Raw genomic sequence first — 19497 nt, forward strand, 5'->3', positions numbered from 1 at the left:
TAATTAGTCGACAAAGTCAAATTCGAATTCCATTAAACGAACAGTATCGCCGTTTTGAGCACCGCGTTTACGTAACTCTTCATCGACACCCATCGCACGTAACTGGCGAGCAAAGCGTCGAATACCGTCTTCACGGCTGAAGTCCGTCATCTTGAATAGGCGTTCGATTGTGTATCCTGAAAGTACGTATGCACCATCATCATCACGTGTAATTTCGAAGTCGCCACCTTGGCCTTCATGCTTGTACATTACTACCGCATCTGATTCTTCTTCAAGTACATCATGTAATAAGAACTCAGGTGTTACTTCTAAAAGATCCGCAATTTCAAATAGCAATGGCTTTAAACCTTGACGGGAAACGGCTGAAATCGGGAAGATTTTTACATCTTCGCCTACTTTCTTTTTGAACTCTTCCAAGTTCTCTTCCGCATTCGGCATATCCATTTTGTTCGCAACGATAATTTGAGGACGCTCAAGTAATCGTAAATTATATTGTTCAAGCTCATTGTTGATTGTTACATAATCATCATAAGGTTCGCGGCCTTCCATACCGGACATATCAATTACGTGTACGATGACACGTGTACGCTCGATGTGACGCAGGAACTGCATACCTAATCCGACACCTTGGTGTGCGCCTTCGATTAGACCAGGTAAATCCGCCATTGCGAATGAACGGCCATCATCTGTTTCCACCATACCTAAGTTCGGTACGATTGTTGTAAAGTGGTAAGCACCGATTTTAGGTTTTGCAGAAGAAACTACCGATAGTAATGTTGATTTACCTACTGAAGGGAAACCTACCAATCCAACATCCGCTAATACTTTCAATTCTAAAATTACTTCAAGTTCCTGACCTGGTTCACCTTTTTCGGCTAATTCCGGTGCAGGGTTAGAAGGTGTTGCAAAACGGCAGTTACCGCGTCCGCCACGGCCCGCTTTAGCAATAATCGCTTGTTGGCCATGTTCAACTAAATCGGCAATGACTGTTTTTGTTTCTGCATTCATTACAACTGTCCCTGGTGGCACCTTAACGATTAAATCTTCTGCACGACGACCGTGCATCCCTTTACTCATTCCGTGCTCTCCACGTTCAGCTTTGAAGTGACGTTTGTAACGGAAATCCATTAACGTACGTAAACCTTCTTCAACTTCAAATACTACGTTACCGCCACGTGCTCCATCTCCACCTGCAGGACCACCATTCGGTACATATTTTTCACGGCGGAATGCAACCATTCCATCCCCGCCGTCTCCACCTTTAACATAAATCTTAACGTGATCGACAAACATTTCTTTCACTCCTCATATGTGAAGAACATATTTCCAACTTGTATCCGTTTGTTCATATGTTTCCACATTAAAAATATTCTGTTCTATTGAAAATGGCGACTGTTCCCATTTTCCCTTTAAATGAAATGAAATATTCCATTTATCTTCATATGTTTCGATGTTTAACAGTAATTGATGCTCTTCATATGGATCAAGCTTGTCGTAAACATGAATAATTGTGTTTTCCAAGTATTGAACAATCGCTTCATCGTACTTGCTTTGTATTGGTGCATTTACATCACTCGTCATGCTTAGTTGTAAAGCCGGATAACGCCAGCAAAGGGTCTGAAGCCATTCGACTGTTTCCTTAATTTGGAGACGATTGATGTTCGAAAGCATTTTACAATATTCAGACTGGTCAAAAATCACCTTTTTCGCTTCATCCACTCGTCCTAAATCCAGGTTCATCTGGATTAAATGAAGCTGATTCAAATAATCGTGATTTGCAAAGCGCAATGCTTCACTTACAGTTAATTTCGAAACGGTCATTTCACACACTCCGTATTACAGTATTATTAGTATAACAAGTTTTTTATCAGTTTTCCTTCCATACTCCATACTCATGACATATTCAATACTTAAGAAAAGTTCAATCATCCATTTGCATTACTTGAAGGCATCGTTAATCATCAATAATTTGTGCAAAAACTTAAAAAAAGGACTGCAATAAATGCAGTCCTTTCATTGCAAGAATTATGCTTCTTGAGCTGTAGGGTATACAGATACTTTTTTCTTGTCGCGACCATAGCGTTCAAATTTAACAACGCCGTCAACTTTTGCGAATAATGTATCGTCACCACCGCGGCCTACGTTTGTACCTGGGTAAATTTTTGTACCGCGTTGACGGTAAAGAATTGAACCACCAGTAACGAATTGACCATCAGCGCGTTTAGCACCAAGGCGTTTAGACTCAGAGTCACGTCCGTTTTTAGTAGAACCTACACCTTTTTTAGATGCGAAGAATTGAAGATCTAAAGTTAATAATAACATTCTGTTCCACCTCCTAGATCATTTTATATTTCAATTCGATATATTCTGAATAGCTTGCAGTCATTGTATAGAACTGTGTCACCATTGTGTTCAGAATAACTTGTAATTTAGCGTCTGTTTCATCATTCAGTTCAGCTTGCGGAATAGTCACTTTTAAGTAACCGCCTTCAGCACCTTGTTCGATTTCAGGAGTAACTCCTGTAATTTGCGGGATCGCGTTTACTGCACCGAAGGCAACAGCAGAAGCACCTGCACAAACTAAATCTCGACCATAGACATCCGATAAAGCATGTCCTGAAATTTCAAATCCATACGATTTACGATTATCATCACTATAAATAGTTACTGTAATCATGTCCATCACCTACTTATTAAGCGTTGATTGCTTCAACTACTAATTTAGTGTATGGTTGACGGTGACCTTGCTTACGACGGTAGTTCTTTTTCGCTTTAAGTTTGAAAACAGTAATTTTCTTTTGCTTACCTTCTTTAACAACTTTCGCTGTTACAGTAGCGCCAGCAACAGTTGGAGCTCCAACTTTAACTGTTTCTCCACCTACGAATAAAACTTTGTCAAAAGTTACGATTTCGTCAGCAGCCACACCTAGTTTTTCAACATAGATTTCTTGACCTGCTTCAACTTTGATTTGTTTTCCACCAGTTTCGATAATTGCGTACATTAAAATGCACCTCCTCTTAGACTCAGACTCGCCCGGAATTGCAGGTGACCTATAAAGGTACTTAAACCTGTTCAGCGCGGTTGCAGTAGCACGGGTGCTACAAACAATAACATTAAAATACTACCACATCGAAATTATCAAGTCAACCGCTTCATTACTATTTTCTCAAAAGCAGCGCGGTATTTCCGATATTTCCAATCTCCAATAACTTTGCTCCATAAAAAGAGGCTAATAATTACTAAAGATAATGATTGCGGCAATAAATATAATAGTACGATAATTGTTCCCGTAAGTAAATAAAAAGAAGCCGTTAAATAAAATTCGAAAATTTTAGAAAACGGCTGCCGTTTCAAAATGCTGTAACATATTATTCTCCCACCATCGAGTGGCCAAATCGGAACAAGATTAATAGCAAGAATAAAGAGCTGCACTTCTATTAATTTAGCACTCAGCATATCAGGCAGAAATAAACTGATGAAGATTCCGAGACATGTTGCAACAGGTCCTCCAATAGCAATGATGATCAGCTGATTATAGGATAACTGCAGTTCATCCTTAATCGTCATTTCCCCGCCGTACGGAACAATTTTACATTGCGTTATTTTCGCTCCGACGAGTTTTGCAGCAATAAAATGACCTAACTCATGAAATAAAAGCGAAACAATAATAACGCTGTATAAAGCAATATCTCCATATAAAACAATCGATAAGAGCAGTAACAAAAACAATGGATGAATCGTAACTTTCATCTAAATCGGCTGTTCCTTTAGCCAGCGAATCGTTTCTTCCATATTCAACACTTGCCCGTCACGTTCGATCTGAATGTAGAGTTCCCCGCTTTTTTTCGTTGCGACTATCGTTCCTTTTGTTACGGTCGTGTACGGTAATACATAGAAGTCGTCCACAAATCCGAATGTAACCGTATCGCCTGTATCATAAACAACCGAGACCGTTTTCCCGTTATACTTTGTATGGCCCGTAAATACAATCATCCCATCATACAATGCATTTAATACAAACGGTTCATCATACACGAGTAAATATCCGTCATTAAAACGATCAATCGTCTCAAAAAGCTGTAACTGATTAATCGATACATCTGCACTAACAGGGAGCTGCTGGTCTTCTTTAGATAACATATTCACAACCGCTTTTCGCATCATGACTAAATCATCCGAACTGTAGACAATGGAATGGATGACACGTTTTGTAGCGAGATCCCCATAATAATTACAGCTATAAATAACAACAAAGACAATACTCGCGATGAGCCACTGCCATTTTTTCAAGCTCACCATCCAATCTTTTTGCACTATTATATGTCAGGAATGACAATACAATTCAAGAAAGCCTGTACATAGAAACAAAAGCGCTAAAGCCCTTTCAGCTCCGAGTGGGCAAAACGCCACATCCATGTGGCATGCCCCCAATGACTCACATCGTGTGAGCCTCAGACATTGGAGGGCCCGACGCAAAAGTAAACGCTTCACCACTTTTGCATGAGGGACCGAAATGACCGAGGAGCTGGCGCTTTAGCCTAGACGGGAAGTAACCCTGTTTCAAAGTGATCCACAATGCCAAAACTCTTTAATTTCCTTAACAGAAAAAAAGCTGTAAAGAATAATTGAATCTATCCCATACAGCTGACTTCTTATTTAAATAATGCTTTCAGTTTCGCGAAAACGCCTTTTGGCTGATCATCTTCCAAGGACATTAGCGGCACAGAATCCCCTAATATACGGCGTGCGATATTACGGTATCCCAATGATGCTTTGTTGTTCGGATTCATGACAATTGGTTCACCTTTGTTGGATGAACTGATAACATCTTCACTATCGACGATGATTCCCAATAAATCAATCGATAAATGAGTCGTTACTTCTGTAATATCCATTGCATCTCCGGTGTTCATCAAACTTTTACGGATTCGGTTAATAATAAGCTTTGGCGGTTCAATCGGCTCCTGCTCAAGCAATCCGATAATTCGATCCGCATCTCTTACTGCAGAAATTTCAGGTGTCGTCACAACGATGGCACGATCCGCACCAGCAACCGCATTGCGGTAGCCTTGCTCAATACCAGCAGGACAATCAATTAAAATATAGTCAAACTCACGCTTCAACTCATCAATCAAAGCTTTCATCTGTTCAGGGTTGATGGCGTTTTTGTCTGTATTTTGGGCAGCAGGCATCAAGTATAGACGTTCATCTACACGCTTGTCTTTCACTAATGCCTGATGCATTTTACAGCGCCCTTCAATTACGTCCACTAAATCATAAATGATCCGATTTTCCAAGCCTAATATAACGTCTAAATTACGCAGTCCGATATCCGTATCGACTAGACAAACTTTCTTACCTTGAAGTGCCAATGCCGTTCCTAGGTTTGCAGTCGTAGTAGTTTTCCCTACTCCACCTTTTCCTGAAGTTATAACGATTGCTTCTCCCACATTAGCGGCCCCTTCCTTATATAAGGTAGCTTTTTGAGCTCCAGTATCATCAGTATTCTTAGAGAATAATAATTCTTCATCACTCATTTAGCTTCCTCCTTTGAATGTTGATAAATTCGGTCGTACATTTCTTATTTCCTGGATTCTGTCATATGCTATTACATTGTTTTCTCCAAGATAGGCAAAAATTTGATCGGTATTATCTAATATATATTGCGACTCGTTCGTCATTACTTCCACATAATTCCCAATTAATATATGTGTCGGTTCAAAATGTGACGCGGATACAATTGCTTGTTCATTGCCACCCATTCCTGCATGCACAATGCCCTTTAACTTACCCGCAATATGTACATTACCCCCTGCCTCAATACGTCCGTTAGGATTCACATCCCCTAACACAAGTATATCACCCGTCACACGAATTGTTTGTCCGGAACGCACTATGCCTACAAATGTTTCTAAGCGACTTGTCTCTAGGAGTTTATGGCTTTCTTCCAATGTAATGACATCACTTTGGATCTTTTTTACACATAGTTTTTGCTGTCCTTCCACAATTTCAGTGAGCTGGTCTTTTTGCTCTTGTGTACAGTAACGTTTTCCTAAGTGCAGTTGTACATCTATTTTACCATCAAGATGGCCGTCTGTAACTTTTTTTCCAAGTTCTTCTATCAACTCAGCAAAAGAACATTGGTCATCCAAACGTAGTACTAACCCATCTTTTGTTCCTTTAATATGGATAAGTTGTTTTTTCATAGCTTTTTCAAGTCACCTCGCGCTACATAATAACGAAAAGAAAACAAACGGATTATCGGTCCGTTTTGTTTCTTTTCGTTTTTTTAAAATGCTATTGTGCCCGTTGAAATACACGAGCGCTAAGACAATATTTAAACGCCCATGCAAGCATTATCAAAAATAATAGATTACCAATTGTTGTCGGAACTAATCGATTTACTAGAAACGGCTGAAGCGCCATCGTTGTAAATTGAAGCATATAGAAAAATTCATATACAACAAATTCGAAAACAATCATTAGCAATAATGCCAAAATCGTAGAAAATACTAAATGTGGATGAACACGTTTTACACACCATGCCGCAATATAGCAGATCGCGGGATATAAAACTGTATATAGACCAATAATATTAATATAAAACACATCAAAACAAAGTCCAAAAATAAGACCATAAATCATCGCTTTTTTTCGGCTGTAATAAATGGATAGAAAAATTAAATATAAAATTAAAAAACGCGGAATCAAATAATAGATTCCTTCGCCGAACTGCAATGGAGAGAAGACGGCGAATTCAGATTCCAGCAAAAACAGCAAGACAGCAACGAAGCCAATTAAAAATCGAGCGAGCATTACTTATCCCCCTCATTTTCATCGGCTGGTCCATTTACTAGATCTTCATTTGTATTGCCCCCGTCAGACCCATCTACCGAAATTGTTTTGCGCTTAGCAATTATAACATGTTCGATCATTGAAAAATCTGCTGCTGGTTTGACATAGGCCATTTTCGTTAAACCGAAATCATCCGTTGTTACTTCAGTAATCTCACCGATCAGGATACCTTTCGGGAAGATTCCACCGAGTCCGGAAGACAAGACTTTTCCGCCTTCTTTCAGATCAACTTTAGAATCGATACGCTTTAATAATAATTCGTTACGCTCAACGTCATACCCTTCTACTAAACCATGAATTTCCCTATTCTTTTCATCATGGACTACTGCTGATACACGATAGTTTTCATTATTCGTATAAAGCAACTCCACTTCAGAAGTATAAGGTGTTGCGATGACAATTTTACCAACTAGCCCTCGAGAAGTCATAACAGCCATGTTTTTTTCAACACCATGTGCTGTCCCTTTATTTAAAATAATTTTTTCTTCCCACTGATCAGGGTTTCTCGCGATGACCGTCGCCTGAATTGGGTCGAAATCACGCAAACTTTCCTCGATTGATGCGAGTTCACGCAATGAAGAATTTTCTGCCTTTAATGTGCTTACCTCCGCCTTTAGGACGGCAAAGTCTTCTAGACGCATTTTTAAGCGCTGGTTCTCTTCATACGTATTTAACAGCGAATCAATATTGCTAAAAATACCTGTTATGTAATTAGCCGGCTTTGCGACAAGCGATTGTGCAAAGCCAACTGTATCTTTAATAATTTTCTCGGGTAATGTTGCGTTATGACGATCACGTAAAGAGAAACCAATCAATGCCACTAGAAAAATCACGCTTACTAATAGGACAATTAACTTTTTATTAGAAAAATGTGGCACTGCCAGTCCTCCTTACTTCAATTGTTGCGCGCGAATTAAAGCGATGTTATCTAATGCTTTACCCGTACCGATTGCAACACAATCCAACGGATCTTCAGCAATAAATACAGGCATTTTTGTTTCATCGCTGATTACTTTATCTAAGTTGCGTAATAATGCACCACCGCCTGTTAAAACAATGCCGCGCTCCATTACGTCTGCAGATAATTCAGGTGGTGTTTGTTCCAATGTTTTCTTAACGCCATCTAAAATTACTACAATTGCTTCATGTAATGATTTTGAAATTTCATCTGATGTAATTTCAATTGTTTTTGGTAAACCTGTTAACAGGTCACGTCCGCGAATTTCCATCGTTTCAGCAGGTCCTTCAGCACGTGCAGTACCGATTTCAACCTTGATGCTTTCCGCCGTACGCTCACCAATAGTTAAGTTATATGTTTTACGGATGTAAGCAATGATAGACTGATCCATTGCATCACCACCAACACGTACTGATTCACTTGTTACAATACCGCCAAGAGAAATAACAGCAACTTCAGTTGTACCGCCACCGATATCAACTACCATCGAACCTGTTGGCTCCCATACAGGTAAGTTTGCACCGATTGCCGCAGCAAATGGTTCTTCAATTGTAAATGCTTCTTTTGCGCCTGCTTGACGGCTTGCATCAATTACAGCACGTTGCTCAACTGAAGTAATACCATATGGTACACAAATCATGACATTCGGTTTCTTCCAGTTAGAACCCGATGCTTTCATTGCTTCTTTTAAATAATATTGGATCATTGCTGTTGTAATCTCAAAATCAGCAATAACGCCATCTTTCATCGGGCGGATAGCCACGATAGAACCCGGTGTACGACCGATCATATTTTTTGCGTCATTTCCGACTGCTACAATATCGCCTGTTTTTGTATTTTTCGCTACTACTGAAGGTTCACGTAATACAATTCCTTTACCTTTTACAAATACTAATGTATTAGCTGTGCCAAGATCGATCCCGACATCTTTATTCCCTAATCCAAACAAATTAAGTACTCCCTTTCTTATTAAAACGATTTCTAATTTATGATGCTAGCAAAATCATACGCTCTATTATAACGAATTCCATCAAAAAATTATAGTGTTACTAGCACCGAATCGCGACTTTTGTCGAATGTTTTTTTCTGCAACACTACTTTACTATTGTATTTCTATTTGCGTTACGAGACAAATAAAATTAATATGTAAGATTTAACAAAATCGCCACATACTTATGACGAATATAACAGATAAAAGTTGCGATTGCGAAAATTGTCGATGAATTTTTAAATCCGTAATAATTGTTATCGCAATGTAATAATTCCTAATTATAAAATAACTACAATCATGAGACATAATTCAAAACACCATTTTTTCTTTTTAAGAAAAAATGGTGTTTTTTCACTGTCCGTATTAATGATTTCCATTTCGGGACGCTTTCCGCGGGCACGGCCTGAGCCTGTAGTCTCAGGCGTCGTGCTTTTCCCGCTGGAGTCGCCCTCCATTCCAATCAATTTTATAAAGTATTCGTTTCTTTTATAAGAGTTATTGAACTTTCTCTATAAAATTTCTACGTTTGTCCAGTTACCTAGAAATATCCTTTTTCCTTCATGCTTATAAACTGATGATCGCCAATGATGACGTGGTCGAGCAAATCGACTCCGACTATTTTACCGGCTTCATAAAGTCTTGTCGTGACATCGATATCTTCCGGGCTTGGGGTCGGGATGCCGCTTGGATGGTTGTGGGAACAAATGATAGAAGCAGCGGAACGTTTTACAGCTTCGCGAAAAATTTCCCGTGGATGGACGATGCTTGCATTTAAGCTCCCAACAAAAATGGTTTGCTTATGGAGCACCTGATTTTTTACGTTAAGAAAAAGACAGACAAAATGTTCCTGCTGTAATGACGTCATATCCTGCATTAAGAAGGTAGCTGCATCTTCCGGCGAGCGAATTGTAAACCGCTCTTCCAAATCTTTGGATGCGAGTCTTCTTCCCAGTTCGATCGCAGCAAGCAGCAAAACTGCCTTCGCTTCCCCAATCCCTTTAATCTCGGTCATTTCTTCAAGTGTTGCATGCTTTAAATTATGCAATTTCTCGAAGTTGATCAATACCCGATTGGCTACTGTCAATACAGACTCTCTTTTTGTTCCGGTACCGAGCAATATAGCAATAAGCTCCTGGTTCGACAGACTTTTTGCGCCTTGGCGGATGAGGCGTTCTCGCGGGCGGTCCGCTTCATGCACGTCATGGATTTTCATATTTAATAACGGTTGTTGGACCGTCATTTACATCACTCCTAAAATGGTAGTTTTAGTAGTTGTAATGTAAGCATTTTTTGCACTAATGTAGCAATCGGTAAACCGACGACATTATTGTAGTCGCCTTCAATACGGTCAACGAGCATGGCGCCACTCGTCTGAATTCCGTATCCGCCTGCTTTATCAAAAGGATCTCCTGTCTGAACATAGGCCTTGATCATCTGCGGGGAAATAGCTTTAAACAGCACCGATGTGACTTCAACAAATGTATGCTCAGTTCCATCCGGTAAAATCAGAGCAACAGCAGTCATCACTTCATGCCGTTTTCCTGCAAGTTTCGTTAAATGCTCTATAGCTTCTTCTTCCGAAACTGGCTTGTGCAATATTTGATCATTAAATACAACAATTGTATCCGCTCCGATTATACAATGCCCCGGACATTTCTTAGCCACATCACGCGCTTTCAATAATGCCACTTCTGTCACATATTCATGAACCGTATCGCCAGTGACACTTGTTTCGACAACATCACTTGTCACAATTTCAAACGGGACGTTCAGCATTTGGAGCAATTCCTTTCTCCGTGGTGATGCAGAAGCTAATATAAGTTGTTCATTAGTAGTAAAATTCATTTCCAATCCTCCTACACTCTATAGTAACTGAGAAAAGGAAATTTGAACAACAGCCAACTCCACTTCTATATATGAGAAAACACGATTTCTTGAAGTTTCCACCGATTAAAATGACACTTTCAAGCAATCAAGACTCTCAAAATAATTTATAAACATATGGAGACGAACAACATTCGGATTCGTGGAAAGCTTTGAAACTTCGGTCATTACTCCTGTCCAGTCTTCCGGCACCTGTTGCTTGTCAACTGATTCTGCCTCCTCTATCGAGAACAGTTTTGAATCTTTTAATGTAACCGGCAGCTGCAGTTCTGCAGGATTTGGACAGCTGCTCGCAATCGTAATTTTTTTATAAAAACCTGTCGGCACTATCGTTAATGCCGTTTCCACTTTTTCAGTATCCAGTCGTGACCAGACAAAATATTGTTCGCCCACCTTAACGACGGCGGCTTTATTCAATGTAGGATAAGTCCCCAAAAATTGTGCTGCACTATCAAAATTTGAAAAAACACCATGCTGCAATGCAAAATACTCTTGCTGTACTTGCTGCTCCTCAGGTGTTTGAACAGTTGTCGGGATTGTTTCTGCAGCTTCTTCGGTTGTTGAAGGTAGTTGCAGAATAAAAACAAATAGTATGACGCCAGCAAGCCCTGTAATACTTCCAATGAACATTGCTTGAAAAATGGCATTATTCCTTAAAGCTTTCATCGTTGCCACAGCTCCATCTCTTTTTCATACAACCATAGCAAAATAACGATAAAAAAAGAGGAGACTGCTGTCGCCTCCTTCTAAAAAGTTTTCGCTATTATTCTTCATTATTTGCAGCCCGCTTTAAGGTCTTTCAAATTGCCCCATACCGCAATATACAAGCTTTTACCAAGGTTGGTCATTGAGTCTTCATTGCATATTCCGTCGAATTTCACTCAATAAATAAAGCGAACCGGTAACAATCCGTACGGTTTCACCTAGTACTGGGCCCTGTAAAAATTCATTTACGTCATCAACGATATGTTTTTCCATCGCCTGACTATGATCGTAAAGAGTCATTGCCTGCATTGCCCGTTCATTATGAATATTGGCGAAATAAAAAGCATCCCCGACTTCTTCCAATAGCCGTAATATTGTTTTAACATCCTTGTCCGCAAGTAAACCGATGACAAACTCGATTCGCTTGTTTGGGAAATGTTCTTTTACCGTATCGATCAATGACTGGATACTAGCAGGATTATGTGCTCCGTCAAAATATAGGTTCGGTCGGATTTGTTCAAAACGGCCTGCAAGTTTTGCATTGTTCACACCTGTGCGGAGCTTTTGATCATCTATCGGCAATTCAAACTTCTTTAACACTTCCAAAAATGCTGTAATGGCCAATGCCATATTATGTCCTTGGTGTTGTCCTAATAACTGACGATGCAAGTCCGTAATGTTTAGTTGCATTAGCGGATATTTATATGCTTCCTCTCCTTCAATTTTTGAAATGAAAAAGTCGGTACCGAACTTGAATAACGGCACATTTTTCTGAGCGGCTTCCTTTTCGAAAACTTCGGTAACCTCATCTGTCATCTGTCCTATGACCGCTGGACGATTTTCTTTCAATATTCCGGCTTTGTGATACGCGATACTCGTTAATGTATTGCCTAAAAAATTCGTATGTTCCAAAGCGATGCTCGGGACAACCGAGACAATGGGTGTCACCACATTTGTGCTGTCTTCCCTGCCGCCCATACCTGCTTCGATTAACACTAAGTCCGGCTTTTGCTCAGCAAAGTATAAAAGCGCAACTGCCGTCAATAGCTCAAAGTCCGTCAGTTTTCCGCTAAGTCCGGCTTTTGCCAACTGCTGAAACATCCTGTCCATCTGCTCATTTGTGATGGAACGGCCATTAATCTGGATTTGATCATGAACATCTACAATACAAGGCGACATAAACTTCCCGACTGATAACCCGTACTCTCGTGCCATCCCTTCAATAAAAGCGAGTGTTGAACCTTTACCGTTCGTTCCTGCTAAATGAACTACATTCAGCTGTTTTTCAGGTTGTCCAAGCAGACGAAGCGCGGATTCAATAGCATCCAAACCCGGCTTGATCGCTCGTTCACTTTCCACTTGCCAACTCTCTTTGTATACATCCAGTAACGGAATCATGAAATCCAACCTCTCTCTGCAAAATAACTGCGCACTTCAGCGATAAAATATAAAGACCCGGTAATAACGAGCAGCTCATCTTCAGCCAAATGATTCATCTCTTTTTCAATTAGCTCCTGCCAGTCCGAATGCATAAACTTATTTGGATGTGCGCTTTGCTCATATAGCTGCTTTGCTGTCGCCGCACGCGGCAAGCTAATTTGTGTGAAGTGCATTTCCGATGCGACATCATCCATTAAATTTATACTGACACCATGGTCCTTATCCTGTAATGCCGCGTACACAAACTTCACTTTATGCTGTGGTGCCGTTTCCTTTAATGTATTTATGAGCGCTGTCGTCCCTTCCGAATTATGAGCTCCATCCAAAATTATATTGGGGCGCACTCTTTCAAAACGGCCTTCCCACTTCGCATGCTGCAAGGCCAACCTTACTTTTTGCGCATTAAATGACGCGAGGTATAATTTTGCTGCCATAATGGCAAGCGCGGCATTCGCCATTTGATGTTCCCCTGCCATCGCAAGTTCAATTTCCTCGATCAGGACATTTCCACGGTAATCAAAATGGGTACCTTTTTGATTTTCCACATGAAAGTGTTCTCCCAATGTATAGATTGGAGCATGAAGCTGTGCTGCCGTTTGCCGAATGACCGCGAGCGCTTCGGCATTTTTCACTCCGACAACGACCGGCTTACCTAGCTTAATAATCCCGGCTTTTTCTGCGGCGATTTCGGCATATGTCTCCCCGAGCATATCCGTATGCTCAAGCGATATTGTTGTAATGACACTTACTTCAGGCGTCACAACATTTGTCGAGTCCAAACGCCCGCCAATACCGGTTTCCAGCAATGCGATATCCAACTGCTGCTCCGAAAAGTATTTTAAGGCAAGCAATGTCACGAACTCAAAAAAGCTCGGGAATTTCCCGTCCATTTTATGATTAATAACTTCCGCTATTTCATTTGCAATACGTAAAAAATCCTCATCGGAAATTTGCTGTTTATTGATTGTCACCCGTTCATTGGCACGCTCAAGATGCGGAGAGGTAAAGGCACCCACCGTTAAGCCGTGCTCCATAAAAATCTCCCTTGTTGCATTTAATGTTGAACCTTTGCCATTGGAGCCGGCAAAATGGATAAATTTTGTTTTTTGTTCCGGATTGCCAAGCGCATCGAGGATGATCTTCGCTGACTGTAATGGTTCGCCTTTATATTGGCTTGCTTTTAATTTAAAAATGAAATCTGTGCATTGCTCCATCGTTTGAAACATTATGTTCTCTCCCTAATACGGCTAATATGTAATATGTAATATGTTTTATTATAGCTGAATTAAAAGAAAGAGGCACCGTTATACGGTACCTCTCTTTGGCATTACATATTTTTCAGTTCTGCAATGCGTTTCTCAACTGTTGCGTATTTAGCTTCATAGTCCGCAAGTTTTTCGCGTTCTGTCGCTACTAATGCTTCCGGCGCTTTTGAAACAAATCGTTCATTTGATAGTTTTCCGGAAACTAATTTTACTTCCTTCGCCCATTTGTCGAGCTCTTTTTCAAGACGTGCGATTTCTTCTTCGATATTGATTAAGCCTGCAAGTGGCATGAAGATTTCTGCGCCTGAAACAACTGCTGACATCGCCTGTGCTGGTGCTTCAAGATTAGCCCCGATTGTTAAGCCATCCGGGTTACAGAATTTTTCAATATAGCCTTTGTTTGCTTCAAGTACTGCCGATGTTTGTTCATCTTTCGCTGAAATTGTCATCGGTACTTTTTTGCTCATTGGTGTATTCACTTCTGCTCGAATATTACGTACTGCACGGATAATATCCATTAACAGCTGCATATCGCCTGCTTCTGCAGTAAAGTTGAACGCCGGATTTACAGTCGGCCATGCAGCAACTGTAATTGACTCTCCTTCATGCGGTAAGTGCTGCCAAATTTCTTCTGTTACGAAAGGCATGAATGGGTGCAGTAAACGCATCGTGTTATCTAAAACGTGAGCAAGTACTGAACGCGTTGTTAATTTAGCTGCTTCGTCTTCACCGTATAATGGCAATTTCGCCATTTCGATATACCATGAACAGAAGTCATCCCAAATGAAGTTGTAAAGTTCACGGCCTACTTCACCGAACTCGTATTTATCAGATAATGTTGTCACACGGTCAATTGTTTCATTCAGGCGTGACAGAATCCATTTATCGGCTGTTGAAAGATTACCTGTTAAATCGATTTGCTCATATGTCAGGCCTTCCATGTTCATCAATGCAAAACGAGATGCATTCCAGATTTTGTTTACGAAGTTCCACGTAGATTCTACTTTTTCTGTAGAGTAACGTAAATCCTGACCTGGAGATGAACCTGTTGCAAGGAAATAACGCAGTGAATCCGCACCGTATTGGTCGATTACATCCATCGGGTCAACCCCGTTACCAAGTGATTTGGACATTTTGCGGCCTTCAGCATCACGAACTAAACCATGGATTAAAACGTCTTTAAATGGACGCTCACCTGTAAATTCTTTCCCTTGGAAGATCATACGGCTTACCCAGAAGAAAATGATGTCATAGCCTGTTACTAACGTATTTGTCGGGTAATAGCGCTTGAACATTTCAGATTCTTCATTTGGCCAATCCATTGTAGAAAACGGCCATAAAGCAGATGAGAACCATGTATCAAGAACATCTTCATCCTGTGTCCAATTCTCAGCATCTTCAGGGGCTTCTTTACCTACATAAAGCTCGCCTGTTTCTTTGTTGTACCAAGCTGGAATTTGATGTCCCCACCATAATTGACGGGAAATACACCAGTCATGGATATTTTCCATCCAGCGGTTATATGTGTTTTCAAAACGGTTTGGTACGAAGTTAACTTTTTCGTTTTCATCTGCCTGCATTTTTAATGCTTCTTCCGCAAGTGGGCCCATTTTTACGAACCATTGCTTAGAAAGATACGGTTCTACAACAGCATTCGTACGCTCAGAGTGGCCTACTTGGTGTACATGTGGCTCAATCTCGATTAATACGCCTGCTTCCTGTAAATCAGCAACGATTTGCTTACGGCATTCGAAACGGTCCATACCAGCATATTTACCGGCTAGATCATTCATTGTACCATCTTCGTTCATAACTAAAATACGTTCCAGGTCATGACGGTTCCCAACTTCAAAATCGTTCGGGTCATGTGCCGGTGTCATTTTTACAACACCTGTACCGAATTCCATATCTACGTAGTCATCTGCAACGATAGGAATTTCACGGCCTACGATAGGTAAAATAACTGTTTTTCCTACTAAGTGTGCATAGCGCTCATCTTCCGGGTGTACAGCTACACCAGAGTCACCAAGCATTGTTTCCGGACGAGTTGTAGCAACGCGTAATTTACCTGAACCATCAGCAAGCGGGTATTCCATATGGTAGAATGCACCTTCTACTTCTTTATGGATTACTTCGATGTCTGAAAGGGCTGTTTTAGCAGCCGGATCCCAGTTAATAATACGCTCTCCGCGGTAAATATAGCCTTTTTCGTATAATTTAACGAATACTTCTTTTACCGCATCCGATAAACCTTCATCAAGTGTGAAACGCTCTTTAGAATAGTCTAAACCTAAACCTAGTTTCGACCATTGTGCACGGATGTGGGAAGCATATTCTTCTTTCCATTCCCATGTTTTTTCAAGGAACTTTTCACGGCCAAGATCATAGCGGGAAATCCCTTCACCGCGTAATTTTTCTTCAACTTTCGCCTGTGTCGCAATCCCCGCATGGTCCATTCCTGGCAACCATAGCGCATCATACCCTTGCATGCGTTTCATACGAATTAAAATATCTTGCAATGTTGTATCCCAAGCGTGGCCAAGGTGCAGCTTACCTGTTACGTTTGGCGGTGGGATAACGATAGAGTATGGTTCCTTTTCGCTTGTTGGATCCGCTTCGAAAAACTTGCCTTTTAACCACCACTCATAGCGGCCGGCTTCAGTTTGTTGCGGATCATATTTTGTTGGCATTGTAATTTCCGACATGATGAATCTCTCCTTTATCAACTTATTATTGGACATCAAAAAACTCCCTTCGTCTTAAAAAAGGACGAGGGAGTTAATTCGCGGTACCACCTTTATTTCCGGTCGGGTTTAGTCAAGCGCACGCATTTTTCTACCTGACAACACTTCCTTTAGATCTTTGATTTAAAAGAAACGTGCATGCAGTAATCTGCGGCGTTGCAATGCCCAATCGGCACTTCATTCGATAACGGTGTTCAACCGGATCCTAGCTACTATTAGTTCACTAAGTCAGCTCCTAGGCTACCTTCTGCATGGTTGATGGAGAAACTTTTCAGCTGCCGTTTCCTCTCTTGCCATCAAACTCATACGTACTCTTCCTAATCTTCGCTTCAATTATATAGTTGCACTTTATTTTAAGCTGTTTTTTATGAAATATCAAGCACGAATGGGGAATATACTTTAACACGTTATTTGCGCTCTTCACATATACTATGCAAAAGGAGTCTGGACATTGCGAAAAAACTACAATCCATATTTATTGCCTCCATGGCTGCGGAAATTCCGTTTCTTTATGCGCCATTGTATTTTGCCGATTACGATCTTTCAGGCGATCCGAACGGTCTTCCTTCCGACAACGGGTGATATATTATTGCTGGCCATTCTAATTTTATTCACTTACTTATTGCTCACAGATTTTATTTAAAATTTTAAATCAAAAAAATGTTCCGTAAGGGTCAATCTTACGGAACATTTGTTTATTTTTTCAATTGTATTTGCACACGGCTATATGCATCGGCCAACTGTTCCAGGAAATCAAGCTCATGCGGGACGATTTGGGCCATCTGCGTAGACTCTACTTCTTTTTCCGCTTGAAGTCGGGGTTGTACTTCTTCTGCAGGCTGTTCGGCAACGATTGGCTGTTCCACAACGGTTTCTTTTACTGGTGCCGGTTCTTTTACTTCAGGAATTGCTTGTACTTTCTTTTCCACATCACAATGGACAGCCCAGCTACATGAGCAGTAGCCATTATTCGGTTCCACTTTAATATCATTTATGCGAAGTGAAACAGCTTCAATATCCTCATTCGGAAAATCTACTGAAAAAGGCAGGGCGTATTCGAAATAACCTTGGTCTTTTTCAATATCCATATGTTCGATATAGATGCCTTCCTCAACATCTTCCTCGCGTGCTACGTGATCAAATTGAATATTTCCTTTTACAACATAAATGCCTCTTACTACAACGGAATCTTCGTTAATCTCTTCATGCCATTTTGGTTCTACTACTATTTTAGAATTCTCTTGAACATTTCCTAATTGCTTTGGAAATGTAAATGTTTCTTTCATTTCCCACTGTTGCATAAAAAATCCCCTCCCTACGCTTACATTATGCATAGAAAGGGAATTTATGATTTATTTATGAGATTATCTCGCTAATTTTTCAAAGACATTATGGAATGCCTGAACTGTTTTTGCGATATGTTCTTCCGTATGCGCCGTCGAAATAAACAGTCCTTCAAATTGTGATGGCGGCAGGAAAATGCCTTCTTCGGCCATTAGTTTGAAGTACTCTGCAAACAGCTCTAAATCCGAACTTTTCGCCGAATCAAAATCGATAACATCTTCATTTGTGAAGAAGAAACCGATCATTGAGCCTGCACGGTTCACTGTATGCGGAATATTGTATTTTGTCGCTGCCGCGCGGAAACCTTCTTCCAACTGGTCTCCCAGTTTGCGGAAGTATTCATATGATTCTTTGTTCAGGCGGCTTAATGTTTCATAGCCGGCTGTCATGGCAAGCGGATTACCTGATAATGTACCTGCTTGATAAATCGGACCTGCAGGCGCGATTTTCTCCATAATTTCACGCTTACCGCCGAATGCACCAACCGGTAAACCTCCGCCGATTACTTTACCTAAACAAGTAAGGTCAGGTTTAATTCCGTAATATTCCTGGGCACAGCCATAGTCTACACGGAAGCCTGTCATAACTTCATCGAAAATTAAAACCGTTCCATTTTCTTCAGTCAGTTTACGCAGACCTTCAAGGAAACCTGGCTGTGGCGGAACAACACCCATATTCCCGGCAACCGGCTCTAAAATAACTGCGGCTAAATCGGCACCGAATTTTTCGAATACTAATTTTGCAGATTCCAGATCATTGTAGGCAACTGTTAAAGTATTTTTCGCAATATCAGCCGGAACACCCGGTGAGTCAGGTAAACCAAGTGTCGCTACACCTGAACCTGCTTTAATAAGCAGTGAATCCCCATGACCGTGATACGAACCTTCGAATTTTAAAATTTTATCGCGTCCTGTAAACCCGCGCGCTAAACGAAGTGCAGACATTGTTGCTTCTGTGCCTGATGATACAAAACGAATCATCTCCACTGAAGGCAAACGGTCCATGACAAGCTTTGCCAGTTTGTTTTCCGAAACAGTAGGTGCACCAAATGATGCGCCTTTAGCTGCCTGTTCCTGAATAGCCGAAACAACTTCCGGGTGTGCATGTCCTAAAATTAAAGGACCCCATGACAGGACATAGTCAATATATTCATTGCCATCGATATCTTTAATGACTGCACCTTTGCCCGAATCCATAAAAATCGGATCAAGGTTTACTGATTTGAATGCACGTACAGGAGAGTTTACTCCGCCCGGCATTAAATCAACCGCTTCTGTAAATGCTGCTTTTGACTTTTCATAACTACGCAT

The 19497-nt window shown here is 40.7% G+C and carries 21 protein-coding genes and 2 other annotated features; of the genes, 1 reads left to right on the forward strand and 20 read right to left on the reverse strand.

Going from position 1 to position 19497, the window contains the following annotated elements:
* Positions 1-3: 3 nt before the first annotated feature.
* The 18 genes from obgE to MKY27_RS11385 all read right to left on the reverse strand — a co-directional run bounded on the left by obgE (position 4) and on the right by MKY27_RS11385 (position 16804).
* On the reverse strand, positions 4-1293 hold the full coding sequence (gene obgE / locus MKY27_RS11300) for a GTPase ObgE (RefSeq protein ID WP_339172180.1): 1290 nt from the start codon (positions 1291-1293) through the stop codon (positions 4-6).
* A 12-nt stretch (positions 1294-1305) separates the two neighbouring features.
* On the reverse strand, positions 1306-1821 hold the full coding sequence (locus MKY27_RS11305) for a Spo0B domain-containing protein (protein ID WP_339195135.1): 516 nt from the start codon (positions 1819-1821) through the stop codon (positions 1306-1308).
* Between the two features lie 204 nt (positions 1822-2025).
* Complete coding sequence (gene rpmA, locus MKY27_RS11310) at positions 2026-2322, reverse strand: 50S ribosomal protein L27 (RefSeq protein WP_008405208.1); 297 nt, start codon at positions 2320-2322, stop codon at positions 2026-2028.
* A gap of 13 nt (positions 2323-2335) precedes the next feature.
* The gene (locus MKY27_RS11315) at positions 2336-2677 is read right to left on the reverse strand and encodes a ribosomal-processing cysteine protease Prp (RefSeq protein WP_339172183.1); all 342 of its coding nucleotides are present in this window, start codon (positions 2675-2677) and stop codon (positions 2336-2338) included.
* A gap of 16 nt (positions 2678-2693) precedes the next feature.
* Positions 2694-3002 (reverse strand): 50S ribosomal protein L21, encoded by a 309-nt coding sequence (rplU, locus tag MKY27_RS11320; RefSeq protein WP_008405205.1) that lies wholly within the window; start codon positions 3000-3002, stop codon positions 2694-2696.
* Positions 3003-3016: 14 nt separating this feature from the next.
* Positions 3017-3094: a sequence feature (ribosomal protein L21 leader region), on the reverse strand.
* 45 nt (positions 3095-3139) lie between these two features.
* Positions 3140-3751: a M50 family metallopeptidase gene (locus MKY27_RS11325; RefSeq protein WP_339172186.1), complete on the reverse strand. Its 612-nt coding sequence runs from the start codon at positions 3749-3751 to the stop codon at positions 3140-3142.
* Positions 3752-4291 (reverse strand): hypothetical protein, encoded by a 540-nt coding sequence (locus tag MKY27_RS11330; RefSeq protein WP_339172187.1) that lies wholly within the window; start codon positions 4289-4291, stop codon positions 3752-3754.
* 362 nt (positions 4292-4653) lie between these two features.
* Positions 4654-5451 (reverse strand): septum site-determining protein MinD, encoded by a 798-nt coding sequence (gene minD / locus MKY27_RS11335; RefSeq protein ID WP_339176622.1) that lies wholly within the window; start codon positions 5449-5451, stop codon positions 4654-4656.
* An 87-nt stretch (positions 5452-5538) separates the two neighbouring features.
* Positions 5539-6207, reverse strand: a complete 669-nt coding sequence (locus tag MKY27_RS11340) for a septum site-determining protein MinC (protein WP_339195138.1) — start codon at positions 6205-6207, stop codon at positions 5539-5541.
* 91 nt (positions 6208-6298) lie between these two features.
* Complete coding sequence (gene mreD / locus MKY27_RS11345; protein WP_339195140.1) at positions 6299-6817, reverse strand: rod shape-determining protein MreD; 519 nt, start codon at positions 6815-6817, stop codon at positions 6299-6301.
* Entirely contained in the window at positions 6817-7734 is a 918-nt protein-coding gene (gene mreC, locus MKY27_RS11350; protein ID WP_339172193.1) for a rod shape-determining protein MreC, read from the reverse strand. The genes mreD and mreC overlap by 1 nt, the downstream gene beginning before the upstream one ends.
* A gap of 12 nt (positions 7735-7746) precedes the next feature.
* Positions 7747-8763, reverse strand: a complete 1017-nt coding sequence (locus tag MKY27_RS11355; RefSeq protein ID WP_079528052.1) for a rod shape-determining protein — start codon at positions 8761-8763, stop codon at positions 7747-7749.
* 580 nt (positions 8764-9343) lie between these two features.
* Complete coding sequence (radC, locus tag MKY27_RS11360) at positions 9344-10045, reverse strand: DNA repair protein RadC (protein ID WP_339172196.1); 702 nt, start codon at positions 10043-10045, stop codon at positions 9344-9346.
* Between the two features lie 11 nt (positions 10046-10056).
* Entirely contained in the window at positions 10057-10650 is a 594-nt protein-coding gene (locus MKY27_RS11365) for a Maf family protein (protein ID WP_339172199.1), read from the reverse strand.
* A 105-nt stretch (positions 10651-10755) separates the two neighbouring features.
* Positions 10756-11355 (reverse strand): translation initiation factor 2, encoded by a 600-nt coding sequence (locus MKY27_RS11370; RefSeq protein ID WP_339199712.1) that lies wholly within the window; start codon positions 11353-11355, stop codon positions 10756-10758.
* A 189-nt stretch (positions 11356-11544) separates the two neighbouring features.
* Positions 11545-12792 (reverse strand): folylpolyglutamate synthase/dihydrofolate synthase family protein, encoded by a 1248-nt coding sequence (locus tag MKY27_RS11375; RefSeq protein WP_339195143.1) that lies wholly within the window; start codon positions 12790-12792, stop codon positions 11545-11547.
* A complete protein-coding gene (locus MKY27_RS11380; RefSeq protein ID WP_339195145.1) occupies positions 12789-14060 on the reverse strand; it encodes a folylpolyglutamate synthase/dihydrofolate synthase family protein in 1272 nt (423 codons plus the stop codon). Before MKY27_RS11380 ends, MKY27_RS11375 begins: the two co-directional genes overlap by 4 nt.
* Before the next feature lie 101 nt (positions 14061-14161).
* On the reverse strand, positions 14162-16804 hold the full coding sequence (locus MKY27_RS11385) for a valine--tRNA ligase (RefSeq protein WP_339195148.1): 2643 nt from the start codon (positions 16802-16804) through the stop codon (positions 14162-14164).
* Positions 16805-16861: 57 nt separating this feature from the next.
* Positions 16862-17177, reverse strand: a binding site (T-box leader).
* 117 nt (positions 17178-17294) lie between these two features.
* Here MKY27_RS11385 and MKY27_RS11390 point away from each other — a divergent pair.
* Entirely contained in the window at positions 17295-17486 is a 192-nt protein-coding gene (locus tag MKY27_RS11390; protein WP_339172208.1) for a hypothetical protein, read from the forward strand.
* Between the two features lie 52 nt (positions 17487-17538).
* Here the strand turns inward: MKY27_RS11390 and MKY27_RS11395 are convergent, their stop codons facing one another.
* Positions 17539-18144: an alanine racemase gene (locus MKY27_RS11395; RefSeq protein ID WP_339195150.1), complete on the reverse strand. Its 606-nt coding sequence runs from the start codon at positions 18142-18144 to the stop codon at positions 17539-17541.
* Positions 18145-18207: 63 nt separating this feature from the next.
* Entirely contained in the window at positions 18208-19497 is a 1290-nt protein-coding gene (gene hemL, locus MKY27_RS11400; RefSeq protein ID WP_339195151.1) for a glutamate-1-semialdehyde 2,1-aminomutase, read from the reverse strand.

The organism is Solibacillus sp. FSL R5-0449 (genome assembly GCF_037975215.1).
GTDB lineage: Bacteria > Bacillota > Bacilli > Bacillales_A > Planococcaceae > Solibacillus.